General features: G+C 45.8%; 11 protein-coding genes. 10 read left to right on the forward strand and 1 reads right to left on the reverse strand.

Annotated elements, in window-relative coordinates; translation table 11 throughout:
• Positions 1-206: 206 nt before the first annotated feature.
• From OL444_RS15070 to OL444_RS15110, 9 genes are all read left to right on the forward strand, one after another.
• Positions 207-3,506: a SusC/RagA family TonB-linked outer membrane protein gene (locus OL444_RS15070; protein ID WP_264732071.1), complete on the forward strand. Its 3,300-nt coding sequence runs from the start codon at positions 207-209 to the stop codon at positions 3,504-3,506.
• A gap of 10 nt (positions 3,507-3,516) precedes the next feature.
• On the forward strand, positions 3,517-4,974 hold the full coding sequence (locus OL444_RS15075) for a RagB/SusD family nutrient uptake outer membrane protein (RefSeq protein WP_264732070.1): 1,458 nt from the start codon (positions 3,517-3,519) through the stop codon (positions 4,972-4,974).
• Positions 4,975-5,005: 31 nt separating this feature from the next.
• The gene (locus OL444_RS15080) at positions 5,006-5,773 is read left to right on the forward strand and encodes a hypothetical protein (RefSeq protein WP_264732068.1); all 768 of its coding nucleotides are present in this window, start codon (positions 5,006-5,008) and stop codon (positions 5,771-5,773) included.
• Between the two features lie 29 nt (positions 5,774-5,802).
• Complete coding sequence (locus OL444_RS15085; RefSeq protein ID WP_264732066.1) at positions 5,803-6,738, forward strand: ABC transporter ATP-binding protein; 936 nt, start codon at positions 5,803-5,805, stop codon at positions 6,736-6,738.
• Entirely contained in the window at positions 6,738-9,062 is a 2,325-nt protein-coding gene (locus OL444_RS15090; protein WP_264732064.1) for an ABC transporter permease subunit, read from the forward strand. The genes OL444_RS15085 and OL444_RS15090 overlap by 1 nt, the downstream gene beginning before the upstream one ends.
• 34 nt (positions 9,063-9,096) lie before the next feature.
• Positions 9,097-10,410, forward strand: coding sequence for a MutS-related protein (locus OL444_RS15095; protein ID WP_264732062.1), 1,314 nt, complete (start codon positions 9,097-9,099; stop codon positions 10,408-10,410).
• The gene (locus OL444_RS15100) at positions 10,407-11,726 is read left to right on the forward strand and encodes a MutS-related protein (RefSeq protein ID WP_264732060.1); all 1,320 of its coding nucleotides are present in this window, start codon (positions 10,407-10,409) and stop codon (positions 11,724-11,726) included. The genes OL444_RS15095 and OL444_RS15100 overlap by 4 nt, the downstream gene beginning before the upstream one ends.
• A 75-nt stretch (positions 11,727-11,801) precedes the next feature.
• Positions 11,802-13,283, forward strand: coding sequence for a S41 family peptidase (locus OL444_RS15105; protein ID WP_264732058.1), 1,482 nt, complete (start codon positions 11,802-11,804; stop codon positions 13,281-13,283).
• A 568-nt stretch (positions 13,284-13,851) separates the two neighbouring features.
• Positions 13,852-14,061 carry a class I lanthipeptide gene (locus OL444_RS15110; RefSeq protein WP_264732056.1) on the forward strand — a complete coding sequence of 70 codons (210 nt, stop codon included), beginning with the start codon at positions 13,852-13,854 and terminating at the stop codon, positions 14,059-14,061.
• 283 nt (positions 14,062-14,344) lie between these two features.
• Here the strand turns inward: OL444_RS15110 and OL444_RS15115 are convergent, their stop codons facing one another.
• A complete protein-coding gene (locus tag OL444_RS15115) occupies positions 14,345-15,061 on the reverse strand; it encodes a YARHG domain-containing protein (protein WP_264732054.1) in 717 nt (238 codons plus the stop codon).
• Between the two features lie 264 nt (positions 15,062-15,325).
• Here OL444_RS15115 and OL444_RS15120 point away from each other — a divergent pair, with 264 nt between their 5' ends.
• Positions 15,326-16,273, forward strand: coding sequence for a tetratricopeptide repeat protein (locus tag OL444_RS15120; RefSeq protein WP_264732052.1), 948 nt, complete (start codon positions 15,326-15,328; stop codon positions 16,271-16,273).
• The last annotated feature ends 66 nt before the right edge of the window (positions 16,274-16,339 follow it).

Here is a 16,339-nt window from a genome sequence, read left to right on the forward strand (position 1 = left end):
AAACGAAACCGGAAGTGCTTACGACACTTCCGGTAGATGTTCAGGTAATGTAATCATCACAATCAGGTTAAAGACTGCTTATTTATTTACTTAAACATGCCGTCCTTTATAAGAAGGGCGGCTGATGCAAATCTATGCAAATTATTTTTTATTGCATACGGGTTCCCTATAGCCGGAAACGTAGCTCAACCAAATCTCTGTTAGTCATGAAGCTAACATTCTTTCTCCTTACCGTTGCGCTGTTGCAGGTATCTGCCAGAGGTCTTTCACAGCACATCAACTTTAACGGTAAAAACGTTGCACTGGAAAAAGTTTTTGCAGCGGTAGAATCGCAAACGGATTATGTTTTCCTGTACAAGGCTACCGCCTTATCGGTAGCAAAACCGGTCACCATCAGTGCCCGGGGAATTGAGCTGGGAACCTTTCTCAATAAGGTATTCGAGAACCAGGCGCTGATCTACAAGATTATCGATAAAAATATTCTGGTATCCCGGAAGGAGCCTAAGCTGGCTGCGGCCAGTCAACCTGTTGATACGGTGCCGGCAAAACCGGAACTGATCAATGTCTTTATCTATTCTTCCGGTTACACACCGTTGGTCAGCGCTACCGTTAGCAATCTTACCGACAAGCGGAACTATCTGACTGCAGGAAACGGGTCGGCCCAGATTCCGGTCAGGCTGGGCGACCAGCTGCGGATCAGCTATATCGGGTATGTGGACCATGTATTTACAATAACAGAACAAATTATTGCTGCCAGATCGTACAACACGGAGCTGGTGCTCTCCTTAAACAAGCTGGATGAAGTGCAGGTGACCGTTCTGGGAACGACCAATAAAAGAATCGGCACGGCCAATATCACCACGGTGAAAGCCCGTGATATTGAACGGCAACCTGTGGTAAATGTGCTGGATGCCATCGCAGGCCGTATCCCCGGCCTCCGGATCAGCCAGTCGGCCAACACGGCAGGATCCAGGAAAGTAGAGTTACGCGGCCGGAATGTGCTGAATGAAAATATGTTTACAGATCCGCTGTATGTGATCGACGGATTACCGATTGCTACTTTATCCGTTAATCCATTAGGGGCAGGGTTACCTGTTAGCGGTGGTTATTCGAATACGGAGAACCCTTTGTATATGATCAATCCCCTGGACATTGAAAGTGTGGACGTGCTGAAAGATGCGGATGCTACCGCATTGTACGGCTCCAGAGGTGCCAATGGTGTGATCCTTATCACTACTAAAAAGGGAAAGCCGGGTCCTACCAGGTTTAATGTCAGTTACTCCAAAGTGTTTTCAGGTGTGCAACGGTACATGGATATGATGAACACGGAACAGTACCTGGCGATGAGAAAGGAAGCGATGTTGAATGATGCCGCTTTTCCTACCCGGGATAATGCCCCGGACCTCACGATCTGGGACCCCAAAGCCTATACCGACTGGCAACGCGTCTTCTTCAAAAATGAGCAGTCGGATGATGTGCAGCTGAGTGTAGAAGGTGGGCTGTTGCAAAATACGTATCGGGTGAGTGTGGGATATACGTCCACAACGGAAATGTACAACCAGGGCAGGGGGAACAAGCGTTTAACGGCGGGATTGTCTTTCAATCACCGCAGTTCGAACGGTAAGCTGATGGTGGAACTTTCTTCCAATAATACCTATTCCAACAATGAAACTGCGGCAACGGTAGACTTTTTCTCGCTGGCGCCTAATGCTCCATGGATGTATGATGAGAGTGGGCAATACAATTTTGGTCCGTACAGAACGCTGTCCGGAAGCACTTATCCATTCCGGGATATTAAAAACTGGGGCGAGAATCAAACGTTGAAGAATCAGACCAATGTTGGGTTTACGTACGAAATATTGAAGGACCTGACGGCAGGTGTTCGCGTTAGCGGGGAATTTTTCTCTAATAAATCCGGCTACTATATTCCTAAATCCGGGAAAGATCCCCTGTTCTCTCCCATAAGCATGGCCATTTACGGCATTGGTTCCGGAAAGAGCCTGCTGATAAGGCCGAATATCAACTATGTTAAACTGTTCGGTGGCGCCAAGGTATCTGTTTCCCTGGCAGCAGATTACAGTTACGCCGATCAGGAAGCGGCAACGGTGTTGGGGCAGATGTTCTCTAACGATAACCTCATCAAAAGCTATGCGAATGCGCAGGTGGTACAAACCATGAATAATTATGCCCAGCTGAAAGTGGCTTCCCTGCTGGCAACAGTGGCCTTCGACTGGGAGAATAAGTATATCGTTAGTTTAAATGGCAGAAGGGATGGCTCGTCGCGCTTCGGTGACGGGGCCCGTTTCGGCAACTTCGGATCTGCAGGCGTTTCGTGGATTTTATCCAATGAAGCATGGTTTAAGCGCGCCAACATGGATTGGCTGACGTTTGCCCAGATCAGATCTACCTATGGCGTTATGGGGAATGCTAATGTGGGCGATTACCAATACCTCTCGCGCTGGTCAAATATTCCGCCGAACTCCATAGAAAAGTTGCCCGACTATGATGATCAGACCATTTATACACTCATACAACCCGTTAACCAGCAATACAGCTGGTCCAGCGCCAGCAAGTTCGAAGTGGGCGCCCGGGTGGGATTCTTCAACAGCAGATTAAACATCGAAGGTAATTACTACATCAACAGGGATGGTAAGCAGTTGACAAACATTACTACCCCGGCATTCACAGGCTTTCCTTCAGTGGTGGGCAACTGGCCTGCTGTTATCCGGAACAATGGGATGGAGTTGATATTGGATGGAACGATCCTGCATACAAATACCTGGGGCCTGACCGCACGTTTCCAGGTAAGTAAGAACAATAATACACTGGTGGCTTTTGAAGGATTGGAAGATTCTCCCTACAGGGATATGTATAAGATCGGTTCCCCTGTAACTGCTAAATCCTACTCCCACTATATTGGCATCAACCCGATGAAAGGAACACCTGCGTTTGAGGATTATAATGGAGATGGGAGTATGCCTGCCGGGATGAGCTCAAATTACCCGGACCCTTCAGTGGATGATCATTACCGGGTGATTGACCTGAACCCTAAATATTTCGGTGGCGCGGGTTTTCGGGTAGATTTCAAGCGGGTATTATCGCTGGATGCACAATTCAGCTTCGAAAATGGCCTGGTCATGGATCCGTTGAATGACCTCGGGTATGGGAGAGTGACCAACGTGGTAATGCACCGGGAAATCGAGAACAGCCACTGGAAGCAACCGGGCGACAAAGCGCTTTACGCCAGGTATTCCGGCCAAAACAACGGTGCATTTTTCGGATCAGATGCCTACTATGCCAAAGGTGCTTTTATCAGCCTGGATAATCTTAGTCTGTCATACATGTTGCCTGCCGCATGGTTGAAGAAAGTGGGTATGAAGCAGGGAACGATCTCGGTGAATTCATCAAAGATTTTCAAACTCACGCAATACAGAACGACGGATGCTGAATTGGGTACTACGCCGCAGATCAGAAGAATTGCCGCTAACATGAGATTAAGCTTCTAAAATCAATCGTATGAAAAGAATTGCTTTCAATATACCTGCAGCCGGTGTTTTATTGTTAGGCCTGCTGGTAACAGGTTGCAATAAAATGCTGGATATAAAGGACCCGGTAAATTCGATCACTACCAACCAGGTTTTCCAGAGTGACGAGCAGGCAGCTATTGCGCTCAATGGTTTGTATTCTTACCTGATCAGTGGAGGAGAACTCGAAGTCAATACGGGGGAGACGCTGGGCAATGATTTATACAGTGCCGGAGGCATTACGCTGGCAGCCGGACATTCTGCAGATGAATTATATCATCCCTCGCTCAGCGGGGATGACAAATACTATGTGGAAACTGCCGCCAGGATTACATTGCAGAAGTTGGGCTATTCCACGAAATTATGGAAGTCGGCCTATAAAGCGATTTTCAATGCCAATGCGCTGATAGAAGGTGTAAAAGCTGCTAAGTCAAAAGAGTTTACGCAGGCCTACCGGCAAAGAGTGATGGGCGAAGCGCTGGCAGTGCGGGCAATGGGATATTTCTACCTGGTAAACCTGTTCGAAAAAATTCCTCTTGCCTTATCCATCGATTATAATGATACACGCCAGCTCCCTTCCGCCAGTCCTGCCGTTGTATACCAGCAAATCATCAGCGACCTGGAAGAAGCGTCGGGGTATCTTTCTGAAGATTATGATGGTAACAACGTGGAGCGCATCCGGATCAATAAATGGTATGTGAAGGCAATGCTGGCAAGGGTGTACCTGTATACCAAAAATTATGAGAAAGCCTGGCAGCATGCTAATGATGTGATTAACAGGACGGATTTGTTTAAACTGGAAAGTCTGCATGACGTGTTCGGCATATCCAGCCGGGAAGTTATTTTCCAGTTGAAGCAGGTCAATACGCTGCGGGCACGAGGCAATGCCACGCCTGAGGGATATGTCAAAACGGGCCGGTACCTCACGCCGATGCTCATGAATGCTTTCGAAACGGGCGATAACAGAAAGACCGCCTGGACAGCAGCTATTGCCGGCGGCCCATTTACACCTGCCGGTTTTTCTCCGGACAAGTATAAAATCAATTCCACCAACTTTGTGTTTGGAGGATACCGATCCGAATATTATGTAGTGATGCGGCTCGCGGAAATGTACCTGATCAGGGCGGAAGCGAATATGTTGCGGGGCGCGGTCAATAAGAATGCCGTGATCGATGATCTGAACGCCATCAGGGTACGTGCCGGATTGAAAGGGCTGCCTTATACTTTAACCGATCAGCAGGTAACGGATGCCATTGCGCAGGAAAGACGTATAGAGTTGTTTGCTGAATGGGGACATCGCTGGCTGGATCTGAAAAGAACGAACAAGGCTACAGCCGTGCTTTCGGCGATCCCTTACAAACAGCCGTGGAATCAGCATCAGTTGCTATACCCCATTCCTCCGGACGAAATCCGCTGGGACAATCACCTCTCCCAGAATATCGGCTACTAGTAAAAAGTGATCACCATACAAATAAAAAAAGATGTTTCAATTCAGTTATAAAAGATGTTTCAAAGCGTGCGTGTTAGCGGGTGGTATGTTGATGTTCAGTACTTCCTGTAAGAAGGAATTACCGCAAGCGATATTTCCGGCGTCTTTGACGATTGTGAATGGCGTTAACGACAATACTTCTTTCCTGACAGCCTATTTTGGAAATGCACAACCCAAATACTACAACCGGCTGTCTTATATCGGCAGTGGCAACTCTTATGATTATGCTACGGATAAAATGGAGCAACCGGTTACGTTGTTCAGGAATAATGATACCCTCCAGCCCGGCAAATTCTTCCTGAAAACCAGCCTGCAACTGGAGCCCGGCGGGATTTTTACGCAATTCGTATACGGTAGTCCAACGCAGGTGAAACAAAAAACTATCAAGGAACAGCTTCCTCCGCGTAGTCTGCATGACAGTGTGGCCCATCTCCGGATTATTAACCTCTTCGATAACAGATCAATCGATGTGGTGCAGCTGGAGCCGGTAGCGGTAACTATGGTGACCAATCTCGCCTATGAACAACTGTCTGATTTTATAAAGGTGCCTGTTAACGCATCTGTAAAGAATTTCCGTTTTGCCGTGAAAGATCATGCAACCGGCGTCGCACTGGATACGCTGTCCGAAATAAATATTAGTCCGGGTAGTACTACACTAAGCGTCCAATGGCTGTTTAAAGCACGTACGATGCTGGTAACCGGAACATGGACCAATGCCAGTGTTTTTTCGGCCAGGGCAAAAAGTATCGGTCATTTCTAATCCAAGTTTTAAATCATAAGTAATAGCATATGCAGCCTATATTAAAGGTGGAGAACCTATCGCATAAGTATGCCAGTTCCTGGGCCATACGCGAAATAAATTTTGAGATCAATGATACCGGTGTTGTTGGATTGCTGGGTTCGAACGGAGCCGGTAAGTCTACCACGATGAATATCATCTGCGGCACCTTGCTGCAAACAGAGGGGAATGTTTCCATCAATGGGTTGAACATCAAAGAGGATCCTATTGCCTATAAAAAGCAGATCGGCTTTTTACCACAGCAGGCGCCCCTTTATATGGATTTTACCGTGCAGGAGTACCTGGAATATTCCGCACAGCTAAGGTTGATGGATAAGCGCCTGATTAAAAGGGCCGTGGAAGAAGTACTGGAGAAAACGTCTATTACGCAGATGAGGTCGCGCCTTATAAAGAATTTGTCGGGCGGATATCGCCAGCGGGTAGGTATCGCGCAATCCATCATCAATAAACCGAAGGTGGTGATTCTCGACGAGCCTACCAATGGTCTCGATCCGAATCAGATCATTGAAGCCAGGAAACTGATAAAAGAAATTGCGCAGGACCATGCGGTATTGTTGTCGTCGCATGTATTGTCTGAAGTGAACCTGCTCGCCAAAGAGATCATCATGATAGAAGCCGGGCAGGTCGTGTTTGCAGATACCCTCGATGCTTTCAATAATATCCTCCAGCCCAATACCATGGTGGCCAGAATGCTCCATATGCCTGCACCTGAAGAGCTAATGGCGATAGCAGATGTACAGAAAGTAGAGTTGCTGCCGGATAACAAATGCCGGATCTATTTCCAGCCCAACGACGATCTGGCGGAAAGAATTGTGAGGAAGAGCGCAGAGAAAAACTGGAGACTCACTGCTATTCACACGGAATCTTCCGGTATGGACGATGTATTCAAACAATTATCATCAAATTCTTCTTCAATCTTACACTAATGAAAGTAGTTTTTAATATAGCGCGGGCGGAATTACGGTATTTTTTCTTTTCACCGATCGCATGGTTTGTATTGATTTTATTCCTGATGTCCAGTGCGGGCATTATCATGGGGAATCTGTATGATACTGCGCTACAGCAGGACGCCATGCTTGAGTTGCAAGGGGATGCTTTCAGTGGGTTTCTGAATATGCCGCTGACCAGAACGGTGATCGGTAAGGGGCTTGATACGGTGCTGATGATTTTCTTTTTATTCATTCCGCTGCTGACCATGGGCGTAATCAACCGGGAATATGCAGCCGGGACCATTAAGTTGCTGCATTCGTCGCCTGTGAAAACACGCCAGATCATCCTGGGTAAGTTTCTGGGTGTGTACAGTTTTGTATGCCTGATGATCCTGATTTTCCTGGCAGAGGTAATCGTATTGACCTTTTCTATTAAGGATGCAGAGTTCCTGCATATCCTGGCGATGGTACTGGGCTTCTTTTTACTGGCGGCTATGTATGTGGCAGTAGGGATGTATATTTCCAGTTTAACTTCCTATCCGATTGTTGCCGGGATCGGAACATTTGTGGTACTGACCCTGTTCACCACGTTACGGATGCTGTTCCAGGGAACAGATTATGTGCGGGATGTCACCTATTTCCTTTCCAGCTCGGGGAGGGTAGAAAACTTACTGGCTGGCCTGATTACCACAAAGGACCTTATTTACTTCTTCAGTATTACTTCCCTTTTTATCATCTTCACCATCATCAAAACGAAATCCGTTACCGAGTCGAAATCATGGCGTGTATCGGCAGGCAGATACCTGTCGGTGTTTGCGATAACGGTGGTGATACTTGTTGTTACCTCTCTGCACGGGCTGATCGGCTATTGTGATGTGACGAGAGGAAAAGTAAATACGCTGCATGAAAATACCCAGGGCGTATTGAAGCAGCTGGACGGATCGCCGTTGAAGATAACGCTGTATACGAACCTGTTGGGGTATAATCTGGGGAGTGGGGTGCCTACTGCGCGCAATAGCTATCTGTGGAACTTCTGGGCCAGATACCGCCGCTTTTACAATAATATGGAGTTTGAGTATGTATATTATTACGATGTGAACAAGGGTGACAATTCCATATTTCAGACGTACCCGGGCAAATCGCTGGAAGAAATAGCGGAGAAGTATGCGGAAATGTATAAAACCGACCTCTCTATCTATAAAACACCCGCAGAAATCAGGCGCCTCATCGACCTGGAGTCCGAAGCAAAAGGCTTATTGATGCAGGTGGAGTATAAAGGGAAAAAGACATTCCTGAGAACGTACCTGGATCCGGAAGTTTTTCCAAGTGAAAGGCATGTTTCCGGCAGTCTGTTACGTTTAATGAATGATACAACGCCTACGTTTAAATTTCTGACAGGTCACTATGAGCGTTCGCCCCTTAAATCCGGTGAACGGGAGTATGGCAACCATACCGTCAATAAATCATCCAGGAATGCATTGATTAATATGGGATTGAATTTCGACACCATCCCGGCCCTGGGTTCCGGTAGATTTAATCCCGATGATGTACTGGTGATAGCTGATCCGAAATCAATATTGGATAAGGCCCTTATCGATAGCGTTAAACAGTATATCGACAACGGGGGGAACGCTATGTTTTATACTGAACCAGGCAAGCAGTTTATCATGAACCCGATTCTGAATCATGTGGGGGTAAATGCGGATGAAGGTACCATCGTAGCGCCGAATCCGCAGGATATGCCACACAAGTTTGCCGGATTGATTGCTAAGAAAGGTACGGACATGGCTGATGAGCAGCCGTTTTTCTACTTCAGAAACGGCCTGACGAATGCTTGCTATACCGCTATCATTGGCGCCAGTGTATTACGCTATTCTGATACCACAGGATTTAAGGTAGAACAGATTACCACTGTACATAACAATCCCAATACCTGGATAGAAAGAGGCTTGTTGGTAGTGGATTCTGCAGCGCCTGTATTCAATGCCGCGGAGGGGGACTACAGGACGGAAGCACCTTATCCTGTGGGCCTGCAGCTTACCCGCAAAATCGGTAACAAATTGCAGAAGATCATTATTTCCAGCGATGCGGACATGATGTCTGCGGCTAAAGGAGACGGAAAGGATTATGGCAATGCGTTCTACAGCTATACGGTTGATAACAGGTTCCCTGTTTACCATAATTTCAAAGTGCCCACCGATATACGGCTGACGATCAAAAAGGCCCCGGCCAAAACATGGAAGATGGTGCTGCAATATGTAGTACCTGCCTTTATCCTGGCCGCAGCTATCGTGATACTGATAAGAAGAAAACGCAAATAGCGGGTACTTTAATTGTTTCATAAAAAGTATAATTATGTATTTGCAGACAGATATGCAGACGATGGATGATCTGCGCTTGTTTTCGAAAGCAGACACACAGGGTATTTACGATATTTATAATCATTCATTTACCCGTGGTGGGCAAACCATTATGGAAGCCATGTTCAGGAAACCGCTGAACAACCGGGAAGCGATCCTCAAACGGATCAATACCATTACTGCTTTTGTGAACAGGAAGGCCTCTTTTCCTTTCGATGGAGCCATGTTGGATCAGGTAGAGAAATACATCTCTTTTGATGATAACCCGGATGGCGGAACAAAAGTATCGCTCAGCGAAAAGGAAGTACAGCATGGGGTTATGGCGATAATTAACCTTTTCCACACGCTCAGACAATATTTGGCATCAGCGGAAATGGGAACGGTAAAAGAGCTGGAGGAAGAACGGCTGGCGGCCATAGGGATATTGAATGCCCCGGCTTTTATACCTGTGTTTAATGCGCAGCCGAATGCCAGCATTTCATTCGCCGCCGTTACGGCTTTTGATGTGTTGATCCGTAGTAAGGAGAAACAGCAAGTGCTGCAATTACTGCATTTTATTTATCATATCGATGTATATATTTCAGTGGCGCAGGTAACCCTGAAACATAATATGATATTCCCTGTGGTACACCCGAAAGGAACCAGTATTTTAAAAGTGGACGGTGTTTATCATCCGCTTTTAAAAAACGCGGTGGCCAACAGTCTTCATATGACGCCTGCCCGTAACCTGATTTTTCTGACCGGAGCCAACATGGCCGGGAAGTCTACCTTCTTGCGTTCATTCAGTACCGCCGTTTATATCGCGCATATGGGCTTTCCGGTAGCCGCAGCGGCGATGGAGTTTTCTGTGATGGATGGCGTATACACCACCATCAATCTGCCTGATAACCTGGGTATCGGGGCCAGTCATTTCTACGCAGAAGTATTGCGTGTGAAGAAAATAGGGCAGGAGCTCAGTGAAGGAAAATCACTGTTTGTATTGTTCGACGAATTGTTCCGGGGTACAAATGTGAAAGATGCACTGGAAGGAACCCTGGCAGTTTGTAATGCGTTTACCAACCGGAAAGATAGTAAGTTCATCATCTCCTCCCATATTATCGAAGCGGCGGACGAACTACGCAAAAAGGAAAGCGCCGCGTTTTACTTTCTTCCCACCGTGATGAAAGGTACTGTGCCTGCATACACATATACGCTGGAAGAAGGCGTTACCAACGATAAGCATGGAATGATCATTATTAATAACGAAGGGATACTGGACATTCTTAAGCAGGGAAACAAAGGCGGAAAACGGTTAAATAAGCAATTATGAGTTTTAAAATAGATCGCCAATCGGTAGGGGAGCTGAACCTCATGGGGAAATTCCGCCAGGGATCCGTATACTTTTTATTCAATAAAGTAAAAACCCGGATCGGAGAGAAACTGATGGATGAGATGTTTTCCCATCCGCTGCATGATGCCGCTGCCATCAACCGGCGGGTAGCAGTTTTTGAGTTTTTTGAAGAGAAAGGTATCGCATTTCCTTTTGAGGCCGACCAGGTTGCCCTGATGCGGGAGTATATTGACACGACGGGAGGAAAATCGCAATGGGCGGTGACGGTGGACATGCAACTGAAAAAGTTACTGGCCGGCCTTACGAAAGATGGCCGTTTCAAAAATACCCTGTTGCAGTTGCAGGCAACGATTGTAACGCTGAAGAAGTGTTTTGGCTTGCTGGAGTTGCTGCGGCGCGAAAACAGTCCTTTGCAGGAGCGGGTGGAAGCCTTACTGACCATTATGCATCAAAAGGATATCCGTAAAATTCTGGACTGCGATATCTACAAGCCGATGTCTACCCAAACGGTATCCCAGTATGATTTTCTGTTGCGCAACAGGCACAACGAAGCGATGAAGAACGTACTGCAGTTCATTGCAGAAACAGATGTATACATCGCGGTCAGCAACGTATCGCGTGAGCGGCATTTTTGTTACGCAACGGCAGTGGAGAAAACCGAAAATCTGTTCCATGCCCGTAATCTCCGGCATCCCTGTATCGCAAAAGCGGTGGGCAACGACATCGAAATGAAAGAGGGCAGTAATGTACTGTTTCTCACGGGAGCCAATATGGCGGGGAAGTCTACCTGGATGAAATCTATCGGTATTGGCATGTATATGGCGCATATTGGTTTCCCGGTAGCCGCTGCTGAAATGGTGTTTTCGGTGCGCGAAGGCATCTTCTCCAGCATCAATGTGGCTGACAACATCGCCATGGGGTACAGCCATTTCTATGCGGAAGTAGTCAGGGTAAAGGATGCTGCGCTGGCAGCAGCTACCGGCGAACACCTGCTGCTGATGTTCGATGAATTGTTTAAAGGCACCAATGTGAAAGACGCCTTTGATGGTACCCTGGCGGTTACGGAAGGATTCTCCGAATACAACAACTGCCTGTTTATTGTATCCACCCATATCATCGAAGTAGGGGAAGCGCTGAAAGACCTGCCTAATGTACAGTTTCGGTTTATGCCTACGGTGCTGGAAGGAAATGTGCCCAGGTACACCTACACTTTACAGGAAGGTATTACCGAAGACCGGCAGGGTATGATGATCATCGAAAATGAGGGCATCATTGCGCTGATTAATAAAATGTAACCCGGGAGCAACGCTCACCTGGCTGTATCGCGGCAATATACCGTGTTGATTACTGTTTTTAAAATTACCAATAGCATGAAGCAAATTTTTGCATCAGGGATACTTATGTCCCTGCTCACTACATCTGCCCTGGCCCAGGTACAACCTTTTACCGGATTTACCAGACAGGATCTGAAAGATGATTTTAAATACGCCGTTGAGCTGTTGAAGCAGCAGCACCCGAATCCTTACAAGTTCACAGACACGGTGACGTTTAATCGTAAAATGGATTCCCTGATGAACCGGCTGGATAAAGATCCGTCGCTGGTAAGCGCTTTACGGTATTCTCCCGTACAGTTATTCAATGATGTGCACCTGAAACTGGATTATGATGAGGAACGTGTGGTGGATGTATTTTATGGTATTAATCATTTTCCACTGGCCATCACCACTTTCAAAGACAGGATCATTGTGAATGCCAAAGGAGCAACGATTCCTTTCGGCGCAGAGATACTGCGTATTAATAAAATGCCTGCTGCAAAGCTGCTCAGCGAAATTGGGTATGCTACTTATAGTGATGGCTTCATCAGAACGGGGCCCGATCGTACCGCAACAAGTCTTAGTTTGTTCATCAGCCTTGTTTTCCCGGAAGCCACCAGTTATGAAGTAGTATACCAGGAGCCCGGCGCTAAAAGCCCCACTACCATACAACTGAAAGCAGTAGATGCTAAAACCGGCTACCATAACCGAAGCCTGGGTGAGCTACCTTTTAATACTTTCCTGAAGCGTGCCTATGTAACGAAGGAATACCAGGATAAGGAGTCTACCGCCATCCTGACCGTTCTTACATTTATGCTGGCCGAAAATGCCATGTATAAGGAGTTGAACGATTTTTTCGCGGAAGTAAAGAAGCGCAAGATCAGCAATGTTATTATCGATATCCGGTCGAACGGCGGCGGCAACCCGAATATGTCTGCGCTGCTGTATTCCTTTGTGGCGTTACAGCCGTTCGACAATGTTTTCAATTACCGGACAAAGAATATACAGCTGCATAATGCCGAAAACCTGTTGAATGGTTACGGCACCAAAATGGGAGAAGAAGAAGTAAAGCAGACCGAGAACTTTCTGAAACAACGGTTCGATTACGACAGTGCAGCCGGGTTTTATTATGGTAATGCGCGCCTGACAGAAGGTTCTATATCCAACTATCCGCCGGATAAGAATAGCTTTAAAGGTAACGTGTATGTGCTGATCAGCGGCGGTACAGTAAGTGCCGCTACTTACTTTGCTGCGCTGGTGAAGAATAACAAGCGTGGTATGCTGATCGGTACGGAAACCGGTAGTGGCGAAGCATCCACTACAGCGGCATGGTTCAATACCTATATGCTGCCTAAAACAAAAAGCAAGTTAACTGTTCCGATGAGCGAAATATATTTTATGAAGGCGAAGGAAGATAAGGGGAGAGGTTGTCTGCCCGACAAAGAGCTGACTTTTGAAGCGTTTCAGCAATACATCCATGCGGGCAAAGATCCGGAGATCCAATATACGTTGGACATAATAGGGGGCAGTAAGCAATAGACTCTGTAAGGTTGCGTATAACGTTTTTTTACCGATGTATTTCCAACGGGCTCACAGATAAGCGTAAAAATAAATATGCTTGCGTAATTAAAACCTTGTAGCATTTGATGCTACAAGGTTTTTTTGTTTTTTGTGGTATAGTGGTGGGGTTCGTTCCTTAGCAGACAGGAATATTTATAAACATGTGGAAGCGATGCATACTTCCCGATAGCAGCCCAGATTGTTCAGCGGGAAGTCTTCTGGCGTAATTCCCAGGATGTCGTTTTTTTCCTATACCCGTTGGCTGGAAAGAGCGAAATTTGGGATGAATGATAGCGCTTAAAAAGGAAGGAATATTGATTAATAAAAATGTCCATATCGTATTTGCTAATCGGCAATAAAGTACTTTTTAGCCTGGTATGACTAGGAAGGTCCTGACAAATATTGTGCGGACGTGAACACTTCCGGTTTGGTAGTCTCTTTCTTTCCAACGGATCGGTCATCACTACTTAATGCTGAACCCCTGACTGTTTCGTGTTTTTTATGCTGAACCCCGGAATCTTTCTTTAACCTTCACAAATATTATGTTATGAAAAAACAAAACGTCAAAAAAATATCGCTTAAGAAAATCAACATTGCCACTTTAAACCCCGAGAGCCAGCAGCAGGTGAATGGTGGCGGAAATACGTGGAACAGCGGTGCCATCAAAAGTTGTTTTGAAATCTGCGTTCCTGTTGTAAGCAGGCTGATTTATTGTCCTACTCTAAAAGGTATCAGTTGCTTTGCAACTAATTGTTGAGCTATGCATGTCAGCAAATTTATTTCGTCATTGTATCATTAAACATCCATTGTCTGAACCCCCGATTTTTTACAGCCTGACCATTATAGCAGGTATATTAATGCGCAGCTGCTGCTGTAAAGAATCTCCATCCACAGCCATACCCGGAAGTGCTGATTTCAGCGGGGTAGCCGGCGCATATTCATGCGCAAAGCTTCAGCATACAGCACATCAGCAAGTTCCGGGGGCCAGGTGGTGGAAGTAGATATCTTTCGATGACGGATACTAAAGTGGTTGCCCCTGTTTAGCCGGCTACATCAAACCGGATAAATTTCAATATGGTATCGAACTCAAAATCCCACCAGTAAGCAAATTCATTATTAGAGGCTGTTGGGTAAAGGGTGGTGTGCTCATCTAAGGTAGAACCGCCCTGGTTATTATATTGTATCCGAATTTTGTTCCTATCGATATGTATCGAATAAACCCGGACAAAATCCCCATCGTCGATTGTCAGTTCATATTTCGCTTTATGCTTGAACCAGTTGATGTCATTGATACTAATCTTCTCTATCGCTTTTTGGAGGTATTGAAAATCGCTGGTAGATTTGATATATTTAAATCTCCGGGAGAGCTCCGGTGTATTATCAGCCAACACATATTGTTTCAGGCTTTGAAGTTCAGCAATCATTTTCTCCCTTTTGTTTTTTAAGAAAAGCGTTCTTTGCTGGAATAAACTGATATTTTGCTTTTCTATTTCATTGAAGACAATATCCTCATTATTTTTTACGGGTTTGTACCATGGCTTCTCTGCATAATAGCTATCCACTTCTCCACTTTTGAACCGGTATCCTCTTCTGGCAAACAGGTCATTCGTTAAGAACCGGATGTCATCAATACTCAGGTTTTCAATTTGTTCCGGCTTGAGCCGTTGCGTAGTACAGGAAGTGCAGTCATGCAGGGATTGTGCACATGCAGACTTCAACACGAATAGGGTAAATAGCGTAAGGTAAAATGTTTTCATTTTCTCGGGACTTAAACTACTAAAATAGACTATCCTGACCAGAAAACCGCTATGACAATGCCAGTTGGTTCAAGAGAAGAATAATTACACCCATCATTGTTATTACCCGAAGCTTGAAAAGATGATGTTATTATTTTTTTGTGGCTATGTTCAGATTAAGCTCATATCTTCAAAACAGGTGAGGTATCCCGGTAGATGACGTGCCGGAATGATAAAGTAGGAAAGCCTGAAAGTAGTATATTAGCCGCAGTTTATTCTTTATCGATGAAATCAATTATACTAAGCCTTCTATTGCTGGTAACATTATCCGTCTATGCGCAGCAAAACGGGCAGTCTGAGGTTCCATTATTCGATCAGGCCAAAGCCATGTATGATGCCGGCAAATATGACGAGGCATTGATACTGGTGAATCAATTATTGGCTAATAATATGGTCAGCGAAAAGTTTTTTGACCTGAGAGGCGAAATTTACCTGGCCAAAGGCAATATGGATTCCGCGTTGGTAAATTATAACGCGGGCTTGTTACTAGCCCCTACCGATCCCATGATTTATTTCCACCGTGCTTTTGCCTATTGCAGCATACGCCTGTTTGATGAGGGCATAGCAGATTACAACACGGCCATAAAGTATGTAGGCAATGAGGATGCCAAATACGGTATTATTGCCAGCAGGGGATTGGCGCGTGTGATGAGCCGGGATTTTTCGGGCGCCTATAAGGATTATAAGATGGTGCTTGATTTCGATTCGACCAATGTGATGGCATGGGTGGCTATGGGCTCCATACTTAGAAATTTAGGACGAAGCAATGAAGCTACCGCTTACTACGAAAAGGCGGTTAACCTTGCCCCGAATGAGATTGTTGCTGTCGGGGACCTGGGATTTCACTATATGAGTATGAAAGATTATCAAAAAGCGATCAGACAGTATACCAGAGTGCTTGAAATAGATCCCGATAATGCCATTGCATATAATAATTTGGGGCACGCAAAATATCAGCTGAAAGATCTGAAGAACGCTTTAAAAGATATTCAACGGTCTATCGCTTTAGACCCGAAAAACGCATATGCCTACAGGAACAGGGCTTTGGTATATCTGGCGATGAAACAGCCTGAGAAAGCTTGTGAAGACCTTCATCAGGCAATTAATCTGGGTTATACTGTTATGTATGGAGACGATGTACAACAGTTACTGGAAAAGCACTGCGTTTTTTAAGGTTGGGGGCTGGCTACACGTAATGCCAGTAGGATCACAGAAGATTTAAAAGGAAAACCTGTGCTA

The sequence above is a fragment of the Chitinophaga nivalis genome, from assembly GCF_025989125.1.
GTDB classification, from domain to species: Bacteria; Bacteroidota; Bacteroidia; order Chitinophagales; family Chitinophagaceae; genus Chitinophaga; species Chitinophaga nivalis.

What these genes read in the sequence shown, in the direction of transcription:
- OL444_RS15085 (WP_264732066.1), top strand. Translation starts at nt 5,803, where the DNA reads ATGCAGCCTATATTAAAGGTGGAGAACCTATCGCATAAGTATGCCAGT.
- OL444_RS15105 (WP_264732058.1), top strand. Translation starts at nt 11,802, where the DNA reads ATGAAGCAAATTTTTGCATCAGGGATACTTATGTCCCTGCTCACTACA.
- OL444_RS15115 (WP_264732054.1), bottom strand. Translation starts at nt 15,061, where the DNA reads ATGAAAACATTTTACCTTACGCTATTTACCCTATTCGTGTTGAAGTCT.
- OL444_RS15075 (WP_264732070.1), top strand. Translation starts at nt 3,517, where the DNA reads ATGAAAAGAATTGCTTTCAATATACCTGCAGCCGGTGTTTTATTGTTA.
- OL444_RS15095 (WP_264732062.1), top strand. Translation starts at nt 9,097, where the DNA reads ATGTATTTGCAGACAGATATGCAGACGATGGATGATCTGCGCTTGTTT.
- OL444_RS15120 (WP_264732052.1), top strand. Translation starts at nt 15,326, where the DNA reads ATGAAATCAATTATACTAAGCCTTCTATTGCTGGTAACATTATCCGTC.
- OL444_RS15090 (WP_264732064.1), top strand. Translation starts at nt 6,738, where the DNA reads ATGAAAGTAGTTTTTAATATAGCGCGGGCGGAATTACGGTATTTTTTC.
- OL444_RS15110 (WP_264732056.1), top strand. Translation starts at nt 13,852, where the DNA reads ATGAAAAAACAAAACGTCAAAAAAATATCGCTTAAGAAAATCAACATT.
- OL444_RS15080 (WP_264732068.1), top strand. Translation starts at nt 5,006, where the DNA reads ATGTTTCAATTCAGTTATAAAAGATGTTTCAAAGCGTGCGTGTTAGCG.
- OL444_RS15100 (WP_264732060.1), top strand. Translation starts at nt 10,407, where the DNA reads ATGAGTTTTAAAATAGATCGCCAATCGGTAGGGGAGCTGAACCTCATG.
- OL444_RS15070 (WP_264732071.1), top strand. Translation starts at nt 207, where the DNA reads ATGAAGCTAACATTCTTTCTCCTTACCGTTGCGCTGTTGCAGGTATCT.